General features: G+C 62.1%; 25 protein-coding genes. 16 read left to right on the top strand and 9 right to left on the bottom strand.

Annotation, left to right across the window (positions count from 1 at the left end):
- Positions 1-19 precede the first annotated feature (19 nt).
- On the top strand, positions 20-892 hold the full coding sequence (locus Q7U49_RS17030) for a neutral zinc metallopeptidase (RefSeq protein ID WP_304766563.1): 873 nt from the start codon (positions 20-22) through the stop codon (positions 890-892).
- A 149-nt stretch (positions 893-1,041) separates the two neighbouring features.
- Positions 1,042-2,469 carry a DEAD/DEAH box helicase gene (locus tag Q7U49_RS17025; RefSeq protein ID WP_305596831.1) on the top strand — a complete coding sequence of 476 codons (1,428 nt, stop codon included), beginning with the start codon at positions 1,042-1,044 and terminating at the stop codon, positions 2,467-2,469.
- Between the two features lie 83 nt (positions 2,470-2,552).
- Here Q7U49_RS17025 and Q7U49_RS17020 read toward each other — a convergent pair whose 3' ends face one another.
- Positions 2,553-3,395 (bottom strand): symmetrical bis(5'-nucleosyl)-tetraphosphatase, encoded by an 843-nt coding sequence (locus Q7U49_RS17020; protein ID WP_304766557.1) that lies wholly within the window; start codon positions 3,393-3,395, stop codon positions 2,553-2,555.
- A 24-nt stretch (positions 3,396-3,419) separates the two neighbouring features.
- Between Q7U49_RS17020 and Q7U49_RS17015 the strand changes: the two genes are divergently transcribed.
- Complete coding sequence (locus Q7U49_RS17015; RefSeq protein WP_304766554.1) at positions 3,420-4,715, top strand: hemolysin family protein; 1,296 nt, start codon at positions 3,420-3,422, stop codon at positions 4,713-4,715.
- Positions 4,716-4,756: 41 nt separating this feature from the next.
- Here the strand turns inward: Q7U49_RS17015 and Q7U49_RS17010 are convergent, their stop codons facing one another.
- Positions 4,757-5,527 (bottom strand): YdcF family protein, encoded by a 771-nt coding sequence (locus Q7U49_RS17010; protein WP_304766551.1) that lies wholly within the window; start codon positions 5,525-5,527, stop codon positions 4,757-4,759.
- Between the two features lie 11 nt (positions 5,528-5,538).
- On the bottom strand, positions 5,539-5,991 hold the full coding sequence (locus tag Q7U49_RS17005; protein WP_304766549.1) for an isoprenylcysteine carboxylmethyltransferase family protein: 453 nt from the start codon (positions 5,989-5,991) through the stop codon (positions 5,539-5,541).
- Positions 5,992-6,121: 130 nt separating this feature from the next.
- Between Q7U49_RS17005 and thpR the strand changes: the two genes are divergently transcribed.
- From thpR to Q7U49_RS16990, 3 genes are all read left to right on the top strand, one after another.
- Positions 6,122-6,661, top strand: coding sequence for an RNA 2',3'-cyclic phosphodiesterase (gene thpR / locus Q7U49_RS17000; protein WP_304766547.1), 540 nt, complete (start codon positions 6,122-6,124; stop codon positions 6,659-6,661).
- Between the two features lie 92 nt (positions 6,662-6,753).
- On the top strand, positions 6,754-7,263 hold the full coding sequence (locus tag Q7U49_RS16995) for an Hsp20/alpha crystallin family protein (protein ID WP_304766544.1): 510 nt from the start codon (positions 6,754-6,756) through the stop codon (positions 7,261-7,263).
- Between the two features lie 135 nt (positions 7,264-7,398).
- On the top strand, positions 7,399-7,602 hold the full coding sequence (locus Q7U49_RS16990) for a hypothetical protein (protein WP_304766542.1): 204 nt from the start codon (positions 7,399-7,401) through the stop codon (positions 7,600-7,602).
- Positions 7,603-7,666: 64 nt separating this feature from the next.
- On the opposite strand, the gene Q7U49_RS16985 is transcribed toward Q7U49_RS16990, so the two are convergent.
- Together Q7U49_RS16985 and Q7U49_RS16980 are read right to left on the bottom strand one after the other, a co-directional pair.
- On the bottom strand, positions 7,667-8,905 hold the full coding sequence (locus Q7U49_RS16985; protein ID WP_304766539.1) for a cyclopropane-fatty-acyl-phospholipid synthase family protein: 1,239 nt from the start codon (positions 8,903-8,905) through the stop codon (positions 7,667-7,669).
- The gene (locus Q7U49_RS16980) at positions 8,905-9,057 is read right to left on the bottom strand and encodes a hypothetical protein (RefSeq protein ID WP_304766536.1); all 153 of its coding nucleotides are present in this window, start codon (positions 9,055-9,057) and stop codon (positions 8,905-8,907) included. Before Q7U49_RS16980 ends, Q7U49_RS16985 begins: the two co-directional genes overlap by 1 nt.
- A 153-nt stretch (positions 9,058-9,210) precedes the next feature.
- On the opposite strand from Q7U49_RS16980, the gene ftsH reads away from it, so the two are divergent.
- The 7 genes from ftsH to Q7U49_RS16945 all read left to right on the top strand — a co-directional run bounded on the left by ftsH (position 9,211) and on the right by Q7U49_RS16945 (position 17,131).
- Positions 9,211-11,058: an ATP-dependent zinc metalloprotease FtsH gene (ftsH, locus tag Q7U49_RS16975; protein WP_304766757.1), complete on the top strand. Its 1,848-nt coding sequence runs from the start codon at positions 9,211-9,213 to the stop codon at positions 11,056-11,058.
- Between the two features lie 140 nt (positions 11,059-11,198).
- A complete protein-coding gene (locus Q7U49_RS16970; RefSeq protein WP_304766533.1) occupies positions 11,199-11,561 on the top strand; it encodes a DUF2237 family protein in 363 nt (120 codons plus the stop codon).
- Positions 11,562-11,570: 9 nt separating this feature from the next.
- Positions 11,571-12,041 (top strand): DUF3429 domain-containing protein, encoded by a 471-nt coding sequence (locus tag Q7U49_RS16965; RefSeq protein WP_304766531.1) that lies wholly within the window; start codon positions 11,571-11,573, stop codon positions 12,039-12,041.
- Between the two features lie 4 nt (positions 12,042-12,045).
- Positions 12,046-13,617, top strand: coding sequence for a cryptochrome/deoxyribodipyrimidine photo-lyase family protein (locus Q7U49_RS16960; protein ID WP_304766528.1), 1,572 nt, complete (start codon positions 12,046-12,048; stop codon positions 13,615-13,617).
- Complete coding sequence (locus Q7U49_RS16955) at positions 13,614-13,772, top strand: DUF2256 domain-containing protein (protein ID WP_370654031.1); 159 nt, start codon at positions 13,614-13,616, stop codon at positions 13,770-13,772. The genes Q7U49_RS16960 and Q7U49_RS16955 overlap by 4 nt, the downstream gene beginning before the upstream one ends.
- Before the next feature lie 46 nt (positions 13,773-13,818).
- Positions 13,819-15,387 (top strand): cryptochrome/photolyase family protein, encoded by a 1,569-nt coding sequence (locus Q7U49_RS16950; protein WP_304766527.1) that lies wholly within the window; start codon positions 13,819-13,821, stop codon positions 15,385-15,387.
- Between the two features lie 109 nt (positions 15,388-15,496).
- Positions 15,497-17,131: an adenosylcobalamin-dependent ribonucleoside-diphosphate reductase gene (locus Q7U49_RS16945; protein WP_304766524.1), complete on the top strand. Its 1,635-nt coding sequence runs from the start codon at positions 15,497-15,499 to the stop codon at positions 17,129-17,131.
- Here Q7U49_RS16945 and Q7U49_RS16940 read toward each other — a convergent pair.
- The gene (locus Q7U49_RS16940; RefSeq protein WP_304766521.1) at positions 17,128-17,586 is read right to left on the bottom strand and encodes a host attachment protein; all 459 of its coding nucleotides are present in this window, start codon (positions 17,584-17,586) and stop codon (positions 17,128-17,130) included. The genes Q7U49_RS16945 and Q7U49_RS16940 overlap by 4 nt on opposite strands.
- A 24-nt stretch (positions 17,587-17,610) precedes the next feature.
- Positions 17,611-19,248 carry a chaperonin GroEL gene (gene groL, locus Q7U49_RS16935; protein WP_304766518.1) on the bottom strand — a complete coding sequence of 546 codons (1,638 nt, stop codon included), beginning with the start codon at positions 19,246-19,248 and terminating at the stop codon, positions 17,611-17,613.
- 138 nt (positions 19,249-19,386) lie between these two features.
- Here groL and Q7U49_RS16930 point away from each other — a divergent pair, with 138 nt between their 5' ends.
- Positions 19,387-19,875 carry a c-type cytochrome gene (locus Q7U49_RS16930; RefSeq protein ID WP_304766515.1) on the top strand — a complete coding sequence of 163 codons (489 nt, stop codon included), beginning with the start codon at positions 19,387-19,389 and terminating at the stop codon, positions 19,873-19,875.
- A gap of 949 nt (positions 19,876-20,824) precedes the next feature.
- On the opposite strand, the gene Q7U49_RS16925 is transcribed toward Q7U49_RS16930, so the two are convergent.
- Together Q7U49_RS16925 and Q7U49_RS16920 are read right to left on the bottom strand one after the other, a co-directional pair.
- Positions 20,825-21,304, bottom strand: coding sequence for a low molecular weight protein-tyrosine-phosphatase (locus Q7U49_RS16925; protein ID WP_304766512.1), 480 nt, complete (start codon positions 21,302-21,304; stop codon positions 20,825-20,827).
- A gap of 31 nt (positions 21,305-21,335) precedes the next feature.
- Positions 21,336-21,662 (bottom strand): thioredoxin family protein, encoded by a 327-nt coding sequence (locus Q7U49_RS16920; RefSeq protein WP_304766509.1) that lies wholly within the window; start codon positions 21,660-21,662, stop codon positions 21,336-21,338.
- Positions 21,663-22,151: 489 nt separating this feature from the next.
- Between Q7U49_RS16920 and Q7U49_RS16915 the strand changes: the two genes are divergently transcribed.
- Together Q7U49_RS16915 and Q7U49_RS16910 are read left to right on the top strand one after the other, a co-directional pair.
- Positions 22,152-23,525: a cation:proton antiporter gene (locus tag Q7U49_RS16915; protein WP_304766506.1), complete on the top strand. Its 1,374-nt coding sequence runs from the start codon at positions 22,152-22,154 to the stop codon at positions 23,523-23,525.
- Between the two features lie 527 nt (positions 23,526-24,052).
- Positions 24,053-24,637: a recombinase family protein gene (locus Q7U49_RS16910; protein ID WP_304766503.1), complete on the top strand. Its 585-nt coding sequence runs from the start codon at positions 24,053-24,055 to the stop codon at positions 24,635-24,637.
- Positions 24,638-25,185: the final 548 nt, after the last annotated feature.

Below are 25,185 nucleotides of genomic sequence, written 5' to 3'. Positions count from 1 at the left end.
CCCTCATGGGAGCAGCACCATGAAATGGGGCGGCAACCGTCAATCTGACAATGTCGAAGATCGTCGGGGCAGTGGCGGATCATCCGGTGGCGGCTTTGGCGGGCGCGGCATTGGCCTGGGCTCGGTGGCCATCGCGCTGGTGGTGTCGTATTTCCTCGGGATCAACCCGATGACGGTGCTGAACATTCTCAGCGGCGGCAGTCCGGAATCGCAAACCCAGTCGGCACCAGCGCAGAAACCCCCGGCAGATGACCCCATGGCGGCCTTTGTTTCCACCGTGCTGGCCGACACTGAAGACGTTTGGAAAGCGGTATTCGTCCAGGGCGGGTCCATGTACCAGGAGCCCAAGCTGGTGCTGTTTCGCGGCACCACGTCCACTGCCTGCGGCCAGGGTCAGGCGGCCATGGGGCCGTTTTATTGCCCGGCTGACCAGAAGGTGTACATCGACCTTGACTTTTACGAGACACTGAAAAACCAGCTGGGCGCGCCCGGCGATTTTGCCCAGGCCTACGTCATCGCCCACGAGGTGGGTCACCATGTGCAAAACCTCATGGGCATCACCACCAAAATGGAGCAAATGCGCGGCCGCGTCAGCCAGACCGACTACAACGCCCTGAGCGTGCGACTGGAATTGCAGGCCGATTGTTTTTCGGGTGTCTGGGCCAACCATGCGCAGGCGGCACGCCAGTTGCTGGAGCAGGGCGATGTGGAAGAAGCCATGAATGCCGCCGCCCGCATAGGCGACGACGCACTGCAGCGCTCCCGCGACGGTCAGGTGGTGCCCGACAGTTTCACCCACGGCACCAGTGCGCAGCGCCAGCGCTGGTTCGACAACGGCCTGAAAAACGGCAGCGTCAAGGGTTGCGATACCTTCGCCGCGCGTCAATTGTGAGCGTTGTAGGATAATACGGCTTCTTATCAAGAAACCTGCCCCGATTCCCGGGCACCACCAGCTATCGGATTGATAGCAATTGAACCTGAGCTTCAATGACCGAACTGACTCCTGCGAACGCAAACGAATTAACTTCCGACACCCCCATCATGGCCTTTGCCCAGTTGCAGCTGGCCGACCCTTTGGCCCGCGCTGTGGCCGAAATGGGTTACGAGACCATGACCCCGATCCAGGCCCAGGCCATCCCCGTGGTGCTGCAGGGCCGCGACGTGATGGGTGCGGCCCAGACCGGCACCGGCAAAACCGCCGCCTTTGCACTGCCGCTGATGCAGCGCATGCTCAAGCACGAAAACGCCTCCACCTCGCCTGCGCGCCACCCGGTGCGCGCCTTGGTACTGCTGCCCACGCGTGAACTCGCGGTGCAGGTGGCCGAGCAGGTCGAGTTGTACGGCAAGTACACCAACCTGCGCAGCGCGGTGGTGTTTGGCGGCATGGACATGAAGCCGCAAACCCTCGAACTCAAAAAAGGGGTCGAGGTGCTGGTGGCCACGCCCGGGCGCCTGCTGGACCACATCGAAGCCAAGAACTGCGTGCTGAATCAGGTCGAATATGTGGTGCTCGACGAGGCCGACCGCATGCTCGACATCGGTTTTCTGCCCGACCTGCAACGCATCCTGAGCTACCTGCCCAAACAGCGCACCACGCTGCTTTTTTCGGCCACCTTCTCGCCCGAAATCAAGCGCCTGGCCAGCAGTTACCTGCAAGACCCGGTCACCATCGAAGTGGCACGCTCCAACGCCGCCGCTTCCACCGTGGAGCAGCACTTTTACAGCGTCGAGGGTGAGGACAAGCGCCACGCCCTGCACCAGATCCTGCGCCAGCGCGGCATCAAGCAGGCCTTTGTCTTTGTCAACAGCAAGCTCGGCTGCGCCCGCCTGGCGCGCTCACTGGAGCACGAGGGTCTCAAAACCACCGCTTTGCATGGCGACAAAAGCCAGGACGAACGCCTCAAGGCGCTCGAATCCTTCAAGAGCGGTGGCGTCGACCTGCTGGTCTGTACCGACGTGGCCGCACGCGGGCTCGACATCAAGGATGTGCCCGCCGTCTTCAATTTCGACATCCCGTTCCACGCCGAAGACTATGTGCACCGCATTGGCCGCACCGGCCGCGCCGGCGCCGAAGGCCTGGCCGTGACCTTTGTTGCCAAGAGCGACCAGCGTCTGGTGACCGACATCGAGAAGCTGCTCAAGACCAAGATCGAGCTCGAAGGCATCGAATTCGAGGAAAACCTGCCCGACATCCGCAAGCAGGGCCACATCAACGACGGCCGCAGGCTTTACCGTGAAGACGGCAGCGACCAGCGTCGCCCCGAAGACTTTGCCCGCGGCCCGCGTTCCGAGCCCCGCCGCAGCCGGCCCGTGCCGCAAGATCCGTTCTTTGAAAAGCCTTACGAGCCGTCCTTGCCGCCAGAAGCCGCACCGGCCTGGGAGGCCGCCGCCGCGCGCCCGGGTGTGCGCACCATTTCCAGCAACATCAAGACCAAACGCAAGGTCGCCGCGCTGTTTCAGGCGGCCTGATTTTTGCCCCGGCAGCCATCGGCCCGAGGGTGGGCCTCCTACAAAAGCCAGGCCTCCACGCAAGCCAGGCAGTGCAAAAAATATCACCCCGGCTTTTGCGCCTGCTCGCACCTGACTTGAATCAGTTCGTGCGCGGCGGTGCCGGTGCCCAGTTTCAGAGCGCTCAGGCAGCCACCCCAAACGCAGCCTGAGTCCAGCGCGAACAGGTCGTCCCGGCCCAGCCAACCCAGCGTGGACCAGTGGCCAAACGCCACCGTGACACCGGCGGTCTTGCGCCCGGGCACCTCGAACCACGGCAGGTAGCCCGGCGGTGCGGCGTGGGCGCCGTCGCTGGTGTCGAACTCCATCACCCCCTGGGCAGTACAAAAACGCAGTCGGGTCAGGGCGTTCACAATCATCCGCAGGCGGTCCATGCCTTGCAGGCCATCGAGCCATTGGGCTGGTGTATTGCCATACATCTGATGCAAAAAGTCGCTCAGGTTCGGGCCACGCAACACCGCTTCAAACTCGGCCGCCAGCGCCAGCGTCTGCGTGGCCGTCCAGCTTGGCAGCACGCCGGCATGCACCATCAGGTACTGCCGGTTCTGGTGTTCCAGCAGAAAGGCCATGTGCTGCTGGCGCAGCCAGGCCAGCATGGCCTCGCGATCGGGTGCCTGCAGCACGTTGGCCAGCGTGTCCTTGCGGCTGGGTCGGCGCGCGCCCACGCTGGCCGCGAGCAAGTGCAGGTCGTGGTTGCCCAGCAAGCATTTCGCTGAGGCGCCAAAGCCCATCAGGCGGCGCAGCACGCCCGCCGAGTCCGGCCCACGGTTGACCAGATCACCCAAAAGGTAAAGCGTGTCCCTGCTGGGTGAGAAAGAAATGGTGTCCAACAAACCCTGCAAAGCGCTGTCGCAGCCTTGCACGTCGCCAATCAGGTAAAGTGCCATGGTCGTTATTGTCGTCTGAGGTCTATGGAATTTTTGCTGATTGTCTTTTTAACACTGCTCAATGGTGTCTTTGCCATGTCGGAACTCGCGCTGGCCGCCAGCCGCAAGTCGCGCCTCAACGGCATGGCCGACGAGGGCGACAAGGGGGCACAAGCCGCGCTCACGCTGCTTGGCAACCCGAATCAGTTTTTATCCACCGTGCAGGTTGGCATCACGTCCATCGGGGTGCTCAACGGCATCGTGGGGGAGGCGGCTTTCAGTGGTGGCCTGGCGGCCTGGCTACAGGGCTGGGGCCTGTCGGACAAGGCGGCGGCCATCACGGCCACGGCGCTGGTGGTGACCATCATCACGTACACCACCATCATTTTTGGCGAACTGGTGCCCAAGCGCATCGGCCAGCTGTACCCCGAACAAGTCTCGCGCTGGGTGTCGCGCCCCATGCTGTGGCTGGCCCGTGCGGCGGGTCCGTTTGTCAAGCTGCTGTCAGGCTCCACGGCCGCCATGCTCAGGCTGCTGCGCATCGATACCAACGCCGCGCGCGCCATGACCGAAGAAGAAATCACCGCCAGTCTCGAAGAAGGTGTGGACGCCGGCGTGATCGAAGAACATGAGCATCAGATGGTGCAAAACGTGTTCGGACTTGATGACCGGCAGCTCACCTCGCTGATGGTGCCGCGCGCCGAGGTCGACTGGCTCGATGCCGACATCAGCGTGGCGCAGGCGCTGCAGAAAGTCGGAACGGATGGCGCCGAGCGCGCTCATTCCTGGTACCCGGTGTGCCGGGGTTCCATGGACGACGTGGTCGGCAAGGTGAGTGTGGCGCACATGCTGGCGCTCGGCAGCCATGCGCCCGGCACGCTGGCCGACTATGTGACCACGGCGGTGTTCGTGCCCGAAACCCTCAGCGCCATGACCCTGCTCGAGCAGTTTCGCGCCAAGGTCGGCCGCCTGGTGCTGGTGGTGGACGAATACGGTGTGGTGCAAGGCCTGCTGACGCCGCACGACCTGCTGGAAGCCATCACCGGTGAACTGCAGCCCAGCGTCAAATCCGAGGCTTGGGCGGTTCAGCGCGAGGATGGCAGCTGGCTGCTTGACGGCATGATGCCGGTGAGCGAACTCAAGGCCCGCCTGGCCATGGACGAACTGCCGCTGGAGGAGCGCGGCCGCTACAACACACTGGCCGGCCTGCTGATGGCAGTCAGTGGCCACATGCCGGTGACCGGCGAGAAGATCGAGTGCGAAGACTGGCTGTTTGAGGTGGTGGACCTGGACGGAAAGCGGGTCGACAAGGTACTGGCCAGCCAGATGCCATCTGCGTAGGAGGCCCGCCCCGGGCCGATGGTTTTTGGGCTATGGCGGCCTCAGGCACGACCGCTCAGTCGATAAGCCAGCAGCCCGAGCACTTCATGCAGCGCCAGTTTCCATTTTTTAACCCCCTGGACCATGCTGTATTGCGTCCTCGGAGTGGCCAAGCCGGCGCGAAAGTCGACCGGGAAGGCTTGCACGTTCCAGCCGGCTTTCTGAAAACTGGCCATGGCGCGTGGCATGTGCCAGGCCGAGGTCATCAGCAGCCAGTGCTGTGCCGGGTCGATGCCGGGTAGCGCCTTGCTGAGCAGGGCATTTTCATACGTGGTGCGCGAGGCCGACTCGTATAACACCTGACTCGGCCCGATGCCCTGGGCACTAAAAAAGCGTTCGGCGCGCCGGGCTTCTGACAGACTGCCGCCGAACCATTCACCTTCGCCTCCGGTAAACAGCACACGCAATGCCGGCTGGCGGCGCAGCAGCGGCAGCACCTCGGTCATGCGCTCGGCGGCGTCATTGAGCGCACTTTGGTCGGGCTGGGTCCAGACATAAGCCGATTCCAGCGCGCCGCCCAGCACCACCACGCCCGCGTAGCCGTTCAAGTCAGCAGAGGCAGGCAGGGCCGGGTACCGGGTTTCGAGTTGCCGGATCAGTGCATCGGGCAGCGGCTCCCAGCCCAGCAACAGCAGCAGGGTGATGGCACTTGCGCCCACACGCTGGCTGGTTGTGGGGCGACGGCGCACCAGCAGCACGGCCACCAGCATCAGCAATGCCACCCAGGCCAGTGGCTGGGTCAGGAAAGCCAGCAGTTTGGCGGCGATGAACATGGCTGAAAAGCTTACAGAATGAAGGGAATGAAGCGTCGGGTACGCGCCTGGTAGTGCGCATAAGTCGGATGCATCGTTGTCATCCAGCGTTCTTCCAGCAAAGCCTTGGTGAGCAGGACGAGCGACAGCACCAGCCACAGCAGCCAGGCCAGAGCAGAGCCCAGCGCCAGCGCGCAGGCCAGGCCAAGCAGGCTCACTGCCGTGTACATGGGGTGGCGAATCCAGCGGTAGGGACCATGGGCGACGAGTTGGCCGCGCGCGTGCGGGGTGGGGCGAATGTTGAAATTGCCGGGCCGGTTGGCCAGCAGCGCCCACAGGCCAACGCATCCGCTGAGGCCAATCGCCAGCCAGGCCAGGGCAGGAAGGGGTGTATGCATGAGGCCTGGCGCCGCCAGCAACAGCAGGGCACCGAGCGTGCCGAACTGCGCAGCGACAAGCAGGCTACCCAGGGTGTGTGATTTCATGTGGCTGCGCTGTGGTGGCTAAGTTGGAAGACATGGATGTCGCCAAATTGTAGGGTCTGCCTGCAGGTCGGCTGCCCTTGGCGGAACTGGCCCGATACTGGCGTGTCTATGAATGAACGGATCGCAAAAAATGGACTCTGGTAAACCTCTTGCCAAAGGAACGCAGCGTCTTTTCCTGGCGCTTTGGCCTGACGAGGCTGTCCGCGCGCAATTGGCCGCCCATGCCGGCCAATGGCAATGGCCTGCGGGTTGCGCGCGTTACGCACCAGCCGACTGGCATGTCACCCTGCATTTCATGGGTGATGTGGCGAGCGAAAAGGTCGACCTGATTGCCAATTGCGCAGAGGTGCCGTTCCAGCCGTTTGAGCTGGTGCTGGATCAGTCCGGGCTTTGGCCCCGTGGCCTCGTGGTGCTGTGTGCGTCGGAGGTGCCATCGGCGCTGATGCGCCTGCACGCGCAGCTTGGGCACGCGTTGAGCGCGCTGGATGTTGCGCTGGATCCCCGGCCCTATGTGCCTCATGTCACGCTGGCGCGCCATGCCGGGGCAGCGATTGCGCCAGCGGCCTTTGCACCTGTGAGGTGGCCGGTGTCGGGCTTTGCGCTGGTGCTGACAACCGGGCTCAAGGCGCCGCGTTACCGGGTCCTTGGGCAATATCGTCAGGGTCGATGACATGCGCAGCCATCACCCATGCGAAATATCAAGCGCCTCTGCGGCGCGCGGCCTAGAGTGGTGTCACCTCTTCACATCACCCCTGAAACACCATGAACATGCTCGATTCCCTCAAACAAACCGGCCAGACTCTGGGCCGCGAAATTACCCGCGCCTGGGAGTCGCTCTCAGAGGGCTGGCACGAGCTGCTGAGCCGCAGCAGCAATGCCCTGACCCATTTCAAGCGCAACAAAACTGGAACCGCGGAATCCGGTGGCGCGTTGGCCGCTTTTCCCAGCTGGAGCCTGCTGGCCGGCGAGCTCGAGGAAACCGCCAAAGACATGGTGGTGCGCGTTGAGCTGCCCGGCCTGGACAAGGACGACTGCCAGATCCGCATCGAGGGCAACGTGCTCTACCTGAGCGGCGAAAAGCGCTTCGAGCGCGACACCGACGACAGCACCTATCACGTCATGGAGCGGGCCTATGGCGCCTTTCAGCGCGCGATTCCGCTGCCGCGCAACGTGGCCATCGACCAGGCCGAGGCCACTTTCAAGAATGGCGTGCTGACCGTGCGGCTGCCCAAGGAAGGCGGGGACAAGGGCAAGTCGATCGCGGTTTCCTGAGCCATGGCTCCTGCTGAACCGCTTCTGCCGTCCCTGCGGCTCGCGCCTCAGCCGTAGCACCGGGCCTGCGACCCGGCGCAGTTTGGCTTTCAGACCACAGCCGAACTGGAACCGCTGGGCGAGTTGATCGGTCAGATGCGCGCTTTTGATGCCGTGCGTTTTGGTGCCGGCATCCGCCACGACGGCTTCAACATTTTGCAACAACAGCTGGCGCTGGCGGGCAGTACCCGACGGACAGCATCAACAAAAGGGTGGCAACGCGGGTGGCCGAGCTGGGCGCGCTGCGCAAGGTGTTTGCCAAGCCGCCTGAAGACAAGAAAAAAAAACCGCAGCAAGTGAGCGCCCGTGGCTGTGCAAAAGCGCGCCGATTTTGACGCCTGGGGCTTTGACGGGGTCGCCGGTTTCAGGCGTACATGTAGGCGCGTGACCAGGGCGTTGGGTTGAGCAACTCGCGGGTGCCCGCCTTGCAGGCCAGCACCTGGTAGATCGACACCCAGTTCTGCGCAAACGCATGGGCGCAACCGGCCAGGTAAATGCGCCAGACCCGGTAGGTGGTCTCGTCGACCAGGGCGCGAATGGCGTCCTGTTGGTGCTCGTAGTTGTCCGACCAACAGGCCAGTGTGCGCATGTAGTGGCGGCGCAGGCATTCCACATCGAGCGCCTCCAGCCCGGCGCTCTGCATGTCCTTGAGCGCCAGGCTGATGTGCGGCAGCTCACCGTTCGGGAACACGTATTTTTCAATAAAACTGGCTGCCCCCAGCGGTGTGGTGCCGCTGTCCGGATCGGTCGAGGTGATGCCGTGGTTCAGTACCAGGCCGCCGTCCTTGAGCAAAGCATGGATTTTGGCGAAATAGGAAGCCAAGTGGTTCAGCCCGACATGCTCGAACATGCCGATCGAGGTGATCTTGTCAAACTGTCCGTCACCCGGCTCAATGTCGCGGTAGTCCTGCAGCCGAATTTCAACCTGGCCCGCCATACCGGCTTGCGCCACCCGCTCGCAGGCCAGCGCGTGCTGGTTTTTGGACAGGGTCACACCCAGCACCCGGGCACCGTACTTTTGCGCCGCGCGAATCGCCAGCGCGCCCCAGCCGCAACCGATGTCCAGCAGGCGCTCACCTGGCTGGAGCATGAGCTTGCCCAGGATGTGGTCGAGCTTGGCACTTTGTGCGGCTGCCAGTGATTCGGCCCGGCTGGGAAAGTAGGCGCAGGAGTACACCATGGCCTCGTCGAGCCAGAGCTGGTAGAAATCGTTGGAGACATCGTAGTGGTGCGCGATGGCGTGCGCGTCGCGTCCGCGGTCGTGGCGCAGGGCACTGACCAGGCGACCAAACCGGCCGCGCATGGGCACGCTGTGCCGGGCCAGTCTGTCGGCGGTTGCCACAATATCAGCCGCCTGCCCGAGCACGTCGAAGTGGCCGTTGACATAACCTTCAGCCAGGTTGTCCAGGCTGGGCGGCACAAAGTACCTGAGCGCGCCCGGACTCAGGATGTTGACCGTGACGCTGGGCTGCGGCCCCAGATCATGCTGCATGCCGTTCCAGAGTGTCAGACGCAAGGGAATGTCCGATCCTGGCGCCAGGCGGGTCAGGCAATGGGTGAGTCCTTGATGGGCGATGCCCAGCGGGGCAACACGGGCGTCCATCAAACCTGCTCCACGGTGTCAAGCCCCACACTGTCGCCTCGCCCGGAGGGCGAGGCAGGCGAGGGCGGCGAGAACAGACTGAACGCAGCCGAGGTGGCCGCCGCCACCAGGGCGGCGGCGATCAAGGCCAGAATAATTTTGTGTCGATTCATGATGGCTCCATGCGCTGCGGCAGGGTGTGCTACCCATGCCATGGGTCAGGATGCTAGAGCGCCAGCATTCGCGTCGATTGAGAATTGTCATTGGCGCCGCAACTGGCGGGCGTATCCTTGGAATTTGAGATGCCGCCGTTTGAAGGGCGCAAATTGGACAAGAAACAAACCTGGAATGTGGGCTATTGGCTGCTGGCCGCAGTGCTGTTGCTGTGGCTGCAGGGCATCTGGCAAAGCGCCAGCCAGTCCGAGGTGGTGCCCTACAGCGCGTTCGAGCAGGCGCTCAGCGAGGGCCGCATTGTCGATGTCACGGTGACCGACCTCACCATGAGCGGCCGCCTCAAGGCCACCGAGGGGCAAAAGAGCGTGCTCGTGACCGCGCGCATCGAACCCGACCTGGCGGCGCGCCTGGACAAGTACAACGTGCCGTACACGCGCGTGGTCGAGAGCACCTGGCTCAAAAACCTGGCGTCATGGATCGTGCCGTCGCTGGTGTTCTTCGGGCTGTGGTTTTTTCTGTTTCGCAGTTTTGCCGACAAGCAGGGCATGGGCGGTTTTTTGTCGATCGGCAAGAGCCGCGCCAAGATTTATGTCCAGACCAACACCGGCGTCACCTTTGCCGACGTGGCCGGGGTTGATGAGGCGCGCCACGAGCTCGAAGAGGTGGTGGACTTCCTCAAGCATCCGCAGGAATACGGCCGCCTGGGTGCGCACATTCCCAAAGGTGTGTTGCTGGTGGGGCCGCCCGGCACCGGCAAGACGCTGCTGGCCAAGGCCGTGGCGGGGGAGGCCGGCGTGCCCTTCTTTTCGATCTCGGGCAGCGAGTTTGTCGAGATGTTCGTCGGCGTGGGCGCCGCCCGCGTGCGCGACCTGTTCGACCAAGCGCGCAAAATGGCCCCGGCCATCATTTTCATCGACGAGCTCGACGCGCTGGGCCGCGCCCGCGGCGCTTTTCCAGGCCTGGGCGGGCACGACGAAAAAGAGCAGACGCTGAACCAGTTGCTGTCGGAAATGGACGGCTTTGATGCGTCGGTGGGGCTGATCATTCTGTCGGCCACCAACCGGCCCGAAATCCTCGACCCGGCGCTGTTGCGCGCCGGACGCTTTGACCGTCAGGTGCTGGTGGACCGCCCCGACCGCAAGGGCCGCACCGACATCCTCAAGGTCCATGTGCGCAAGGTCAAGCTTGATGCCGCGCTCAGGCTTGAAGACATCGCGGGGCTGACGCCGGGCTTCAGTGGTGCCGACCTGGCCAACCTGGTCAATGAGGCCACGCTGGTGGCCACCCGGCGCAAGGCCGACCAGGTCACGCTGCCCGACTTCACGGCCGCGGTGGAGCGCATCGTGGCCGGCCTGGAGCGCCGCAACCGGGTCCTCAACCCGAAGGAGCGCGAGGCCGTGGCGTTTCACGAGATGGGCCACGCGCTGGTGGCGCTGGCCCAGCCGGGCACGGACCCGGTGCACAAGGTGTCGATCATTCCGCGCGGTATTGGCGCATTGGGTTACACCATCCAGCGCCCCACCGAGGACCGCTACCTGATGACGCGCCCCGAGCTCGAGAAAAAGATTGCCGTGCTGATGGGTGGCCGCGCCGCCGAAAAACTGGTGTTCGAGGTGCTGTCCACCGGTGCCGCGGACGACCTGGCCAAGGCCACCGACATGGCCCGCGACATGGTGACGCGCTACGGCATGGACGAGGGCCTGGGGTATGTTGCCTACGAGCCCAAGCGCCAGCAGATGCTCGAGCTGCCAGCGGGCGTGCTGCCGCAGGCCAGCCCGGTGTCTGAGCACACCCAGCAATGCATCGACGACGCGATTCGCGGCATCGTGATGGCCGGCTTTGCTCAGGCCAGTGCCATCCTGCAGGCCAACCGGGCGGTGCTGGAGCGCGGTGCGCGCGCGCTGCTGGAAAAGGAAACCCTCGACGAGGCAGCCATTCGCGCCTTGGCGCTGGAGCTGAAGCAAATCGATGCTTCTGAGACGCGATCAGGGCCAGCTTGATCGGCGCCGCAGTGTGCGGCTGCCCTGATTCACCACCAAAGACCACCGCCTGCGCGGGTATTTGGCGAATCGAGGGCTGCGAGTGGCAGGTGCCTGGAACACAATCCACCGGCTTCACCGAACCCACCCAAAGAATCATCATGACCGCACGCAATGTGTTGGGCACCGAGCTGCTGCCCTGTTCTTACGATCCGCTCACCGGCTTTTACCGCGACGGCTGTTGCAACACCGACGCACAAGACCCAGGCACGCATGTGGTGTGCGCCCGCATGACGCGTGAATTCCTGGATTTTTCGCTGGCGCAGGGCAACGACCTGATCACCCCCCGGCCCGAATACCGCTTTGCCGGGCTGAAGCCCGGCGACCGCTGGTGCCTGTGTGTGCTGCGCTGGCGCGAGGCCCTGGCTGAGGGTGCGGCGCCGCCGGTTTACCTCAACAGCACCCACAGCCAGGCGCTTCAAAAGGTGAGCCTGGACCAACTTCAAGCCCATGCGGCAGTTTGAGACCACACCATGAATGCTTCTGATAACGCCCGCCCTGCGGTCGTGGCCTGGCTGGGCTACGGCGGCCTGCTGCCGTTCGTGGGCACCGCGCTGCTGCTCTGGCTGGCGCCCGGCCAGCACAGCAGATGGCTTGAGATGCTGCTGACGTATGGCGCCGTGATTTTGAGTTTTGTCGGCGCGCTGCACTGGGGGTTTGCCATGGTGCACCCGGCCACGGTGGCTCGCCCCATGAACGGCATGTATGCCTGGAGCGTGATGCCCTCGCTGCTGGGCTGGGTGGCTTTGCTGGTGCAGCCGGCGGCGGGTGCCACCTTGCTGATTGCCGGCTTTTTGGTGCAATACCGGCAAGACCTGCGGCTGGCCCGGGTGTTGGTCTTGCCGGCGTGGTACTTGCCGCTGCGCCTGCAGCTCACGGTGGTGGCCTGTCTGTGTCTGGCCAGCGTATACGTGTTGGGGCCAGGCCTGCCGCAAGGGGCTTGAACGCATGAGTTATGGCGTGGTCTGGTTCAAGCGCGACCTGCGACTGCACGACCACGCCGCGCTAAACCATGCGCTGGCAACCGGGCCGGTGCTGTGCCTGTACCTCATCGAGCCCAGCCTGTGGGCGCAACCCGATGCCAGTGCGCAGCATTACGCGTTCATCAAGGAGAGCTTGCGCGAGCTGGCCGGTGAACTCAAGCAACGCGGCGGGCGCCTGCATGTGCGCACCGGTGAGGCGGTGGCGGTGCTGGACGAATTGTTTGCGCTGGCGCCGTTTGCCAGCTTGCATGCGCACGAAGAGACCGGCAATGCCGCCAGCTACACGCGTGACCGCGCGGTGGCCTGCTGGTGTCGCCAGCACCAGGTGCGCTGGCAGGAGTCGGCCCAGTTTGGTGTGGTGCGTCGCCTGCGCAACCGCGACCAATGGCTGTCGCACTGGGAGACCCATGTGCGCGCGCCTTGCCATGCGCTGCCCGACCTGAATGCCGCGCACTTTCAGCCTGGCCCCGGGCCACGTCAGGCGGCGCCCGATGCGCAGGCGCTGGGTCTGGACGCCTGGGTGCCACCGCAGCGCCAGCGTGGCGGGCGCAGCCAGGGCGAGGCGGTGCTGGAAGATTTCTTGCTGGACCGCTGCCGGGGATACCGGGGCGGCATTTCGTCGCCGCTGTCGGCGCCCACCGCGTGTTCGCGCCTGTCAGCCCACCTCGCCTACGGGAATTTAAGCCAGCGCGAAGTGGTGCAGGCCACGCGCGCCCAAATCGCCCACTTGAACGCCCAAGGCAGGGGGCAAGGCGCCTATGCGGCCCAAGGATTGACCGCGTTTTTAAGCCGCTTGCACTGGCATTGCCATTTCATCCAGAAGCTGGAAAGCGAACCTGAACTGGAGTGGCGCAATGTGCACCGTGGCTACGACGATCTGCGCGAGCCCGACTGGAATTCGGCGCACTTTGATGCCCTCGGCCAGGGTCGCACCGGCTGGCCGATGGTCGATGCCTGCGTGGCCATGTTGCGTGAGACCGGCTGGCTTAACTTCAGGATGCGCGCCATGCTGGTGTCGGTGGCGGCCTACCCGCTGTGGTTGCACTGGCGCGAGGTCGGCCTGTGGCTGGCGCGAGAATTCCTCGACTACGAGCCCGGCATTCACTGGAGCCAACTGCAAATGCAGTCGGGCACCACCGGCATCAACAGCACCCGGGTCTACAACCCCGTCAAACAGGCGCAAGACCACGACCCCCATGGCGTGTTTGTGCGGCGCTGGTTGCCGGCCCTGCGCCGGGTGCCCGATACCTGGCTGTTCGAGCCTTGGCGCATGCCCGAGAGTGTGCAACTGGCCTGCGGTGTGCGGGTGAGCGTTGATGCGCCCGCTGGCGCGCCGGATGCCTGGCCGCTGCCGCGGGTGGACCTGGCTGGCGCGACCCGCGAGGCCAAAACGCGCTTGCATGCGCGCCGTGCACAGCCCGAGGTGCGCGCCGCCAAAGCCGCCATTGTCGAAAAACACGCCTCCCGCCAGGGCCGCACAGTACGCCGCAAGCCGGCAACTGCGCCCAGCGCCCAACTCAGCCTGGACTTGTCATGAGCATGCGCCGCAAAGTCGATTTGCCGAGCAAGATTTGCCCGGTGTGCCAACGCCCGTTTGCCTGGCGCAAAAAATGGGAACGTGACTGGGAGAACGTCAAGTTCTGCTCGGAGCGTTGTCGCCGAGCGCCTGCAAAGCCCGAGGGCGGCGCATGAGCACCTGCACAGGGTGCCTGTCGCTTCAAGCTGTAAATACAAGCCAATGAGCATAACCGTTAACGCAAGCCCGGCCCACACTCTGCGCCTGATCCTGGGCGACCAGCTCAACCCGCAGCACACCTGGTTTGCCAGTGTGGACCCCGGCGTGGTCTATGTGCTGATGGAGATGCGCCAGGAAACCGACTACGTGTTGCACCACGCGCAGAAAATATTGGCCATTTTTGCCGCCATGCGCGATCTGGCGCGTGTGCTGAAGCAAGCCGGGCACCGGGTGTTTTACTTGGCGATTGATGACCCCGGTAACACCCAGACCTTGCCCGGCAACCTGACCGCGCTGCTGTTGCACCACGACTGCAAAAACTTTGAGTACCAGTCGCCGGACGAATACCGGCTGAGCCAGCAATTGCAAAGCTTTTGTGCCGTTGATCTGGCGGGCTTGGGGCTAAGCAGCACGGAGGCCGACAGCGACCATTTCTACACCCATCGCCATGAGGCTGCCACTCTGTTCGCCAGCCGCAAACAGTGGCTGATGGAATCTTTTTACCGCCACATGCGTGTGCGCCACCGGGTGCTGATCGACGGCCAGGACAAGCCCGCCGGTGGCCAGTGGAACCTGGACGCCGACAACCGCAAACCCTGGAAAGGCACGCCGCCCGAGCCGCCTGACACCCGCCCCTTGCACGACCACAGCGCCCTTTGGCAAACGATTGAGGCGGCAGGCGTCAAAAGCTTTGGCAAGCCGCAGGCGGCGCAGTTTCGCTGGCCCCTGAACCGGCCTGAAGCGCTGCACCAGCTCGACACATTCATTCATCATGTGCTGCCCCACTTTGGCGACCACCAGGACGCCATGAGCGCGGGCCACTGGCGGCTGTTCCATTCGATGTTGTCATTTGCGCTGAACACCAAAATGCTCAACCCGCGCGAGGTGGTGGCCCTTGCCGAGGCCGCCTACCGCAGCGGTGGCGCACCACTGGGCGCGGTGGAAGGCTTCATTCGGCAGATTTTGGGCTGGCGCGAGTATGTGCGCGGCATTTACTGGGCGCAAATGCCAGGTTATGACCAGCACAACGCGCTGGGTCACGACTTGCCCTTGCCGCCCTGGTTCTGGACCGGCCAGACCCGCATGCGCTGCCTGCAGCATGCCATCGGCCAGTCGCTGGAACACGCCCATGCGCACCACATCCAGCGCCTGATGGTGATCGGCAACTTTGCGCTGCTGATGGGGCTGGAGCCGCAGGCGCTGCACCACTGGTACCTGGGCGTCCACATCGATGCCTTTGAGTGGGTGGAGTTGCCCAACACCCTTGGCATGAGCCAGTTTGCCGACGGTGGCTTGCTGGCCACCAAGCCCTATGTGAGCAGCGCGGCTTACATCGACCGCATGAGCGACTATTGCAAGGGTTGCGCGTATGACAAAAAGCAGCGCCTGGGTGAACAGGCCTGCCCGTTCAACGCGCTCTACTGGGACTTCTTCGACCGCCACGGGACTCGCTTTCAACACAATCCGCGCATCGGCATGGCCTACCGTCAGCTCGAAAAAATGCCCGCGTCCGAGCGGGAAGCGATCCGTGCTCAGGCACTCGCCTTGCGCGCGCGAATCGACCACTTGTGAAGTTGTCGCAGTGGTTTCCAGGGCATCACGCGCCAGGAATGCGATTTATCAAGGCTCGGCAGGCCACAAAAGTTACCCTGAAGGCTACGCAAAATCCTGAAGGCGCATCATGCAGAGCACCCACATCCTTGAGCCCATTTCGGACCATGTCTGGCGCACCCGGTACTGTTGGCTGGAGCCTGGCCGGCTACCCGAGCCCTCGATCGAAGTCACCTGGGACCGGGTGGCGTTGGCGGTCTCGGCGGCAGAGACACATCACCGCGATGAATGGCGCGAGCGCTTTTGCACCATCCTGCACGACTTCCGCTTTTTGCCGGGCGGGCGCATTCTGGCCAGTGCCGGCACAGGGCACCACAGCACCTTGTTCAACTGTTTTGTGGCCGGGCCGCTGGAAGATTCGATCCAGGGCATCTTCAACGCCTTGCGCGAAGCCATGGTGACGCTGCAAGCCGGTGGCGGGGTCGGGGTTGACTTTTCCACCTTGCGCCCAGCGGGGTCACCGGCGGTGGCCAGCGCGGGGGTGGCTTCGGGCCCGGTCTCGTTCATGGACGTGTGGGAAGCCGCCAACACCGTGCTGGCGTCGCACAATGTGCGCCGGGGCGCCATGATGGCCACGCTGCGCTGTGACCACCCCGACATCGAAGCCTTCATTGATGCAAAAATGGCGGGTGCAGCCTTGGCGCACTTCAACCTGTCGGTGGCCATCAGCGACGACTTCATGCGCGCTGTCGAAACCGACGGCCCCTGGCCGCTGGTCTTTCCGCTGGGCCAGCGCCCGGTTCCGGTGGGTGTGGAGGTGTGCGAGCGCATCTGGTCCGGCGACACCACCCCCAGGCTTTGCCTGGTGCACCGTCGCGTTCCGGCCCGCCTCATTTGGGACAAGTTGCTGGCCGCGCAACTGGCCTGCGCCGAGCCTGGCGTGCTGTTCATTGACCGCATCAACCGCGACAACAACCTCTGGTACAGCGAACAAATAGCCACCACCAGCCCTGGTGGCGAAGTGCCCTTGCCGCCCCATGGTGGCTGCAATCTGGGGTCCATCAACCTGACGCGCTTTGTGCAGGACCCCTTCGCCGCGCACCCTCAGGTGGATTGGGTCGGCCTGAAGGCGGTGGCCGGCATTGCCACGCGCTTTCTCGACGATGTGCACGACATTTCCCTGCTGCCGCTCAAGGCGCAGGAGAAAACGGTGCGCGCCAGTCGAAGGATCGGGCTGGGTGTGACCGGCCTGGCCGACATGTTGGCGATGCTGGGCCTGCGCTATGGCTCCGAGGCAAGTCTTGACCTGACACGCGCCCTCATGGGCGCGATTCGCGACACTGCCTACAGCACCTCCGTCGAGATCGCCAGGGAGAAGGGTGCCTTCCCCGAGTTCGACAAAATCAAATACGGCGCCAGCCCGTTCGTATTGGGCTTGTCGCACGAGCTTCAGGACGCGATTGCCGAGCACGGCATTCGCAACAGCCACTTGCTGGCGGTGGCGCCGGCCAAGGCCATCAGTTTGCTGGCCAACAAGGTGTCGAGCGGCATCGAGTCCACTGCGGCCGACATCAGCCCCGAAGCGCAGTTGCGCATGATGTCGGTGGTGCAGTCCTGCGTGGACAGCGCCATCAGCAAAACCGTGCACTTGCCGCAAGGCATACGGCCCCAGGAACTGGAACTGGTGCTGCTGCAAGCCTGGGAGTTGGGGCTCAAAGGCTGCGCGGTGTACCGCGAGGGCCGCCGGGAGGGTGAGGCCGTTTAGCCGGGTAATTCCAAAGCCCGATCCACATGCTTTCTCAGCTCGGGGCCGGCAAATTGGGTCAGATCGCTGGCAATGCTGTGCGCCAGTGCATTGCTGGCAGCCAGGTTCAGCAGGGGTTTGATTTCACCCAGCACCTTGCTGCTGGCGATCAGCACGATCGAACTGCAGCGTTTGCCAGCCACCGCGTCGTTGAGGTAATCGGCCAACTGCCGGGCAAAGTTGGTGCGCGCCTTGTCATCGACCTGTGTCTTGGGTTCAAACTGCGTGCCTGCGTGTCCGGTGCGGCCATGGCCCTTGCCGGCCGCGCCGGTCAGGTCACCGCCGCCGGCTTGGCCGCCAAGGCTGGCGTGCGGAAACACAAAGTCGGTCAGCTCGGTGAGCGAATGGTCTGACGGCTGCCGCTCGAAACAACGCGCCCGCTCACTGTTGGCGATCAAAATCCAGGTCTTTTCCATGATGCTCCTCTGGGTGGGTTTGGGTTAATACATCGGGGCCATGCCGCCTTCCGGCATTTGTGCCCCTGACTCGGAAGACGGTTTGGGCGCCGTGGCAATCATGCAATCGGTGGTCAGGATCAGGCTGGCAATCGACGCCGCGTTTTGCAGTGCCAGCCGCGTGACCTTGGCCGGGTCGATCACGCCCATCTGCAGCAGGTCGCCATAGGTGCGCGTGGCGGCGTTGTAGCCGAAGGCCGGGTCGGGCGATTCGTCCACCCGGTTCAGGATGACGGACGGCTCGTCGCCCGCGTTGCTCACGATGCGCCGCAGGGGTTCCTCGACGGCGCGCGCCACCAGGCGAATGCCCGAGGTCTCGTCCAGCGTGCTGCCGGTCAGATTGGCCAGCGCCCGGCGCGCCCGCAACAGGGCCACACCGCCGCCCGGAACAATGCCTTCCTCGACCGCCGCGCGGGTGGCGTGCAGGGCATCTTCCACGCGCAGTTTGCGCTCCTTCAGTTCGGTCTCGGTGGCTGCGCCGACCTTGATCAGCGCCACACCGCCCGAGAGCTTGGCGGCGCGCTCGTCGAGCTTCTCGCGGTCATAGTCGCTGGTGGCAAGTTCGCGCTCCTTGCGGATCACGGCGATCCGGTCCTTGATGGCCTGCGGGTTGCCGGCGCCGCCAATCAGCGTGGTGGCCTCCTTGGTGATCTCGGCGCGGGTGGCACGCCCGAGGTCGCTCATCTTGACCTTGCTCAGGGTCAGCCCGACCTCGTCACTCACCACCTTGCCGCCGGTCAACACCGCAATGTCCTGCACCATGGCCTTGCGCCGGTCGCCAAAGCCGGGCGCTTTGACAGCGCAGGTGCGCAGGGTGCCGCGGATGGTGTTGATGACCAGTGCGGCCAGCGAGTCATTGTCGAGATCCTCGGCGATCACGAGCATAGGCCGTCCGGCCTTGACAATTTCTTCGAGCAAGGGCAACAGGTCTTTCAGTGACGACAGCCGGCCTTCGCACAACAGAATGGCCACGTCTTCCAGCACAGCGCTTTGGCGCTCGGCGTTGTTGATGAAGTAGGGCGACAAACAGCCACGGTCAAACTGCATGCCTTCTACGACTTCCAGCACGCTCTCCAGGCCGGAGCCGTCCTCGATCGAGATCGCGCCCTCGCGCCCCACCTTGTCGATGGCGCTGGCGAGCAGGTCGCCGATGGAGCGGTCGTTGTTGGCCGAGATGGCGGCCACGTGCGCAATTTCCTGCGAGGTGGCGCAGGGCTTGGCCATGCTCTTGAGCTCTGCCACCAGCGTGGTGATGGCCAGTTCGATGCCGCGTTTGAGGTCCATCGGGTTCATGCCGCCAGCCAGGTAGCGCAAGCCTTCCTGGATCATGCCGTGGGCCAACACGGTGGCGGTGGTGGTGCCGTCGCCGGCCATTTCACTGGTGCGTGCCGCCACCTCACGCAGCAACTGTGCGCCCATGTTCTCGAAGCGGTCCTCGAGCTCGATCGACTTGGCCACCAGCACACCCGAGTTCACGATCTGCGGCGGACCAAAGTCGCGCTCCAGAATCACGGTGCGCCCGCGCGGCCCCAGCGTGACCTTGACGGCCTCGGCCAACGCGTCCACCCCACTGCGGATCTTGGCGCGGGCGTCGTCGTGGAACAGCAGTTTTTTGGGGTTCATGGTGCATGCCTTGAAGTGTGACTTGGGACTATGCTAGGTCCGGTTGATTGCGTCGCGAATGAGAAATCTCAATTCAGCAGAAGTTAATGCTTTCAAAATGAGACCATGAATTCAGCAAGAAAGTAGCAGGTGGCGACCATGAAAAATTTTTCCTTCAATCTCGCGCGCGGTGCTGCGTTGGCATCGGCATTGATGCTGGGCGGATGTGCCTTGGAGGTCGAAAACACCAAGGCCGCCGAGGAGCTTGCGCAGCGCGCACAGCCGCCGGGTTCGGTCTACACCGGTTGGCGTGTTTTTCAGGATCGCTGCGCGGGTTGCCACGGCGCACCGGCGACCGGCAGCGTGGCCGCTCCGGACCTGTTGCCCATCGTGCGCAACATGGGTCCGCGCCGCTTTGTCGGACTGGTGCTGATGCGTTACGACTGGAGCCTTCCGGCAGGGCAGTCCGGTGCTGACAGCGCCGCGCGTGACGCCCTGATCGAAGGTGTCATGCAGCGCAAGCAGGGCACGCTCACCATGCCCGCCTGGCAGGGCGAGCCGCGTGTGAACGCCCACATCATGGACCTGTATGCCTATCTTTCGGCCCGTGCTGACGGGTCACAGGGGCCAGGCCGTCCGGCACCGTAGCGTCGTTGAAGTGCTAAGGGGTCATGCCAAGGTCGAGTCTCAAAAGTCTGGCGAATTGTGGCATCGTAATAACGACGATGGCGCTCAGAACTTGCGCTGAATCGGGTCGGTGCCCGCCCAGCGCAGGCTAAAGCCAAGAAGCAAGGCCAAAAAACAGTTTTGATCGAGCAATCAAAGTAAGCCCTGATGCCGTTAAAAACCCGAATTCACCTCATGAAAATCTCATAAGTGCCTGATTTTCAGAGGTTTTCTGACTCATCCAGTTTTTCTGTGGATAACTATGTTGATAGCTCGTCAATAGCGTGCCCCAAGCCTTATAAATCAAGGCTTTCCTTAGACTGCTTAAAAATAAAGCAAAGAAAAAACGCTTTTAAAATCAATAACTTAAATTTTTCCTATGGATCGATAGCATAAGGTCCAGGCGTTTCATCGGTTCCAGAAACCTAGCCTGTTTTTGTGCATAAGTAATAAATTTTTTTAATAAATTTACGACGGAGTGATAGCTAAAAACTGCTGGCTGACATCTGCATGACTACACTGCCCTGGCACAGGGCCGGTCCGCTGCGCCGCGCTGGTGAATCGAGCGGGAATTGAGTTTTTACCAGGGCTGAAACCTCGCGATTGAATGGTTTCAAGCGACCACTGTTCTTCCGCCGTGCTCCCGTTTTTGCTGGTACATCAATGCGTCGGCATCGGCCAAAAGCTCAAGCAATGATTTTTCTTCCTGCGGCAGGCATCGGACGGTGCCAATGCTGAACGACAACGGGTAAGGAGCCGACGAGCACACTTGCGCCGACAAGCATCACGAGAACAGCTGCGCTCTTGGACACCAGGATCGAGAGGGACGCGCGTGCCGACGGACTGGACTTGAGGTTCATGGCGGCGGCATGTGTTCCTGTAAATTGAACACTAATTTATTGGAAACAGAAGATGGGCCTGAGTTTATTCATCAGCTCAGCTGCGCCCTGACGTGCCGCAGCAAACCTTCGCTGGCGTCCTCCACCAGGTCCAGCACCTGCTCAAAACCTTCCTTGCCACCGTAATAAGGGTCTGGCACCACCGGACTGTCAAACTTCAGGCAGAACTCGGTGAAGCGGCGCACCTTGTGTTGATGTTGGGGCGGGCATTCGAGCTGGACCAAAGCCAGGTTATCCCAGTCCATGACCAGAACGAGGTCGAAAGTCTCAAAGTCCCTGGCCTGAATTTGCCTTGCCCTCAAGTCGGACAAGTCATAGCCACGCAACGCGGCATGGGCCTGTGATCGATTGTCCGGCGGGCTGTTGGGGTGGTAGTTGTGTGTGCCGGCAGAGTCCAACATCAGTGTGTTGGCCAGGCCCAGTTCGCTGGCCTTGTGGCGAAAAACGCCGTGCGCAGTGGGACTTCGGCAGATATTGCCCATGCACACAAACAGGACCGAAAAGGGTTTCATAGGCGCAACTCGGAAGGCAGGGCTGGCGCCGTTATGCGGCGTTCAGCGCGGCTGTGATATCGGCGGCTTGCGTTGGGCGCACCAGGCGCGCCACTTCCTGCCCGTCACGCAGCAGCACCAAGGTAGGCCAGAGCTTGACGCGGTAGCTGCGCCCAAGCGGGCGGCCTGGACCATCTTCAAGCTTGAGGTGGCGCCACTGAGGGTGTTTTGACAGCGCTTCTGCCAGTGCAGGTTGGGCGGCGCGGCAATGGCCGCACCAGTCGGTGCCGAATTCGAGCAAGGTCAGGCCCACAAGGGCATCGGTCTCGGCACGGGTCGGGGCTTCGGTTTCTGAGAGGTAAGGTTGCGGCTTGTTCATGTCCGGATTGTGACCTTTTGCAATACACAAGTTAAGGGTCGAGGCGGGCACTCGCTGGGATTTTTTTTCGTCTGCTGGCTTGCTTTTCCGGTGCTGGATTGGGTGGCTACGCGGTCCAAAAACGTGTATTGCTGGCTACATGGTGGCTACATGAAGCACAAAGAGAAAGGGCTCATGGCTAACTTAACAGCAATGAACCCTTATCAATATTGGTGCCGGAGAGATGCATTTATGCACCAAACTGCATCGCCTAAGTTGTTGATTCACAAGGCCTTACCAGAGCGGTATGGGTTGAAGTTACCACGGAATTTACCACGTTTACTTTCGGGCATGTAGTCCGCGTCTGGGCTATGCCGGCCCTTCAGCGATTACAGTCGGTCACCTCGAAATCGGAAACACCCGGTTTGGACCAGTTGCTGACGGTCACGAACGGCGGGCATCCTCCTTTGCTACTTGAGGAGCGCTGTTCAACAACGCCTGAAGTGGCACTTGGATCCACACTATCGATCAAGGGAGGCTGTCACCGACGGACAAAGGGCGGGGAATCGCCTGACTTATCATGGGTCTATCGTGCTTTTGGCGTGCAGCCTTCGCAAAGCCAAAATTTCACCATCATCAAATAAACGAAACCGCAGCCATCCGATGCCCCTACTCTCCAGCTTACTTGCACTGATCGTTACAGCACGCCTTCTCGGCCACCTCTTTGTGAAATGGGGGCAGCCTGCCATCGTTGGCGAAATGATCGCCGGGGTTTTGCTCGGGCCTGGTGTTCTGGGGCTGATACAGCCTGACGCAGCACTTTCGGGCATCGCGTCGTTGGCCATCTTTTTGGTGGTTCTGGCCGCAGGTCTGGAGATGAGCTTGCTCGATGTCGTTGGAGCCATGCGTGGCCGTGGACTCATCATCGCTTTGGCCGCGTTCGCACTACCGTTTGCGGCCGGACTGGGCGTGGCGTGGGTATTTGACCTGGACCTCATGCGTTCCTTGTTCATCGGCTTGTGCATTTCCATCACAGCTTTGCCGGTCGCGGTCAAGATGCTCGATGACATGGGGTTGCTGGCGACAGCAATTGGTCGTTATGCGGTTTCAACGGCTGTGATCAACGATGTCACGGCGCTTTTCATCCTTGGTGTGCTTCTGGCCCTACCTGAACAGACCAGCTTAAAGGAGGTGCTCACCATCGGCTCGGTCGTGACACTCAAGCTGATGGCTTTGGCTGCCGCAGTGATTGGATTGAACGCACTGCTGACCTGGCTGGATCGTCGCGGTATCAATGTTTCTGCCGGGCCTGAACGCTTGGTCGCACTCTTCGGTCCAGAGGCGCTGTTTGGCATCGTGCTGGTGTTTGTTCTGGTCTTCGGATCACTGAGCGAGAGCCTGGGGTTTCATTTTGTGATTGGTGCGTTTTTTGGCGCACTGCTGCTTGATCAGCGCCATTTTGTTGCTTCACGGTATGACGACTTGCGTCTGACGCTCAATTCCATCACCGGGGGCTTCCTGGCCCCGGTGTTTTTCGCCTCGCTGGGTTTGGAATTCCAGTTCGCCGCGCTAACTGATGTTGCTTTCGTGGTCGCTGTTCTGGCCGTCGCCATCGCCACGAAGGTGGCCGCTGGTTGGTGGGGTGGCCGCATGATTGGCATGTCGCACCGCGAGGCTGTCGGCCTGGGCTTCATCCTCAATGGCCGCGGGGCGATGGAACTGGTGGTGGCAGGCATTGCCTATGAGCGTGGGTTCATCGATGCCAACCTGTTCTCGGTTCTGGTGCTGGTCGGTGTGGTGACCACGTTGGTGACACCAATGGCCTTTAATGCGGTGGTATCACGTGCGCAACGTGAGCGCTACCGCGAAACAGGTGCCATGTAGTTCTTGTGGCATCGAAGCGCGAAGCAGTTCATCCGGTCGCCACCAATGAGCAACAGACTGAACAACGGCAAAGGAACGAAGAATTTTGCAAGGTGACTGACGGCAATGGGGAACCTGTCCGTCGCGGCGAAAACCTTAAGGGCTGTTTTGGGTCTAGTGCCGAAATTCTGAGAAAAAATGCGAGGTGACATCCATCGATCAACTGTGTGACTTTTCCCCCGTGGCCCCCTCAGTTCTATCGACAGGTTGCGGATCGTGGGGATGCCGAAGGTGCATACTTCATGCGGCCAGTTACGTGAGGACAGCCCTACTGTTCGTCCCGTGATTCTGGTACCCGACAAGCGCCACAACGACCGACCTGAAGCCGCCGCACTGGGCGAGGTGCCTAAAGTATTGCGCCCACACCATGTCCAGAATCGTCCGGTTACGGACAGCCGCGCCAGCTATGTCCATAAAATAGCTTGACATTGTTTCGGACATGCTGCACAATTCGGACTCCTTATTCGTACATGCCAAAGGAGTCCACCATGTCCCGTGTCTTTGCTTACTGCCGTGTTTCCACCAGCGACCAAACCACCGATAACCAAGTACAGGAGATAGCAGCTGCAGGCTACAAGGTCACACCACAGCGCACCATCACGGAGACCGTATCGGGGTCGCTGGCCGCTGCAGAGCGTGAAGGCTGGGGCAGACTGGTGAACAAGCTGGAGGATGGCGATGTCCTCATAGTCACCAAGCTGGACAGGTTGGGTCGCAATGCGATGGATGTCCGTGCCACGGTCGAGGGCCTTGCAGGTATGGGTGTGCGGGTTCACTGTCTTGCATTGGGCGGCATGGACTTGACCAGTCCTGCCGGCAAGATGACTATGGGGGTCATCAATGCGATGGCTGAATTTGAGCGGGACTTGTTGATTGAGCGTACTCAGGCCGGGTTGTCTCGTGCCAAGGCTGAAGGCAAGACGCTGGGCAGGCCCATGAGCCTGACCCCTGAGCAAGCCAAGGCGGTCCAACAGCGGCTTGATGGCGGGGATGCCATCGCGGCCATTGCCCGGGACCTTGGAACCAGCCGCCAGACCATCATGCGGATCAGGGATGCAGCGGCCACTGTGTAGGACTCGATATTACGTAGTCGGAATGTTGTGGTTGGTCGCTATAACAATGGTAGCATCATGTCTATAAATGGAGAGCTTTGCAGAGGAATTTTGCCTAAAACCCGCCCTTCGCCTAAGCACAATTTGCCAATATCGAAACTCACGAGGTCTCGTGGCAACTGCTGAGAGACGGCGCTAAACCCTGCCTCTCGCTAAAGCAGAAAACCAAACCCCTGTCGGGACTCACAAGGTCTTGGCAGGGGTTTTCCTTTTGGACGCGGCTAAACCGCCATCCTCGCTAAAGCACATCCGCTGAAGTACACCGCCATTCCGGCACAACCTTAACCTTGGAAGATTGAATCAAATGAAAACCACCACCAAAACTGCATCTACGACCAACACCACTAGCGCATTGACTGCGCCTGATGTTTGAATCGCCCCGGGAATTGAGGAGGCTCCAAACTTTGAGAAGATGGAGCCATGAGCAAGAAATCAAATCGTTTTTCCCCTGAAGTGCGCGAACGCGCCGTACGCATGGTGCAGGACCACCGTGGCGAATATGCATCCCT

The organism is Rhodoferax sp. (assembly GCF_030653815.1).
Taxonomy (GTDB): Bacteria; Pseudomonadota; Gammaproteobacteria; order Burkholderiales; family Burkholderiaceae_C; genus Rhodoferax.
This window is presented reverse-complemented; position numbering and strand designations above follow the sequence as displayed.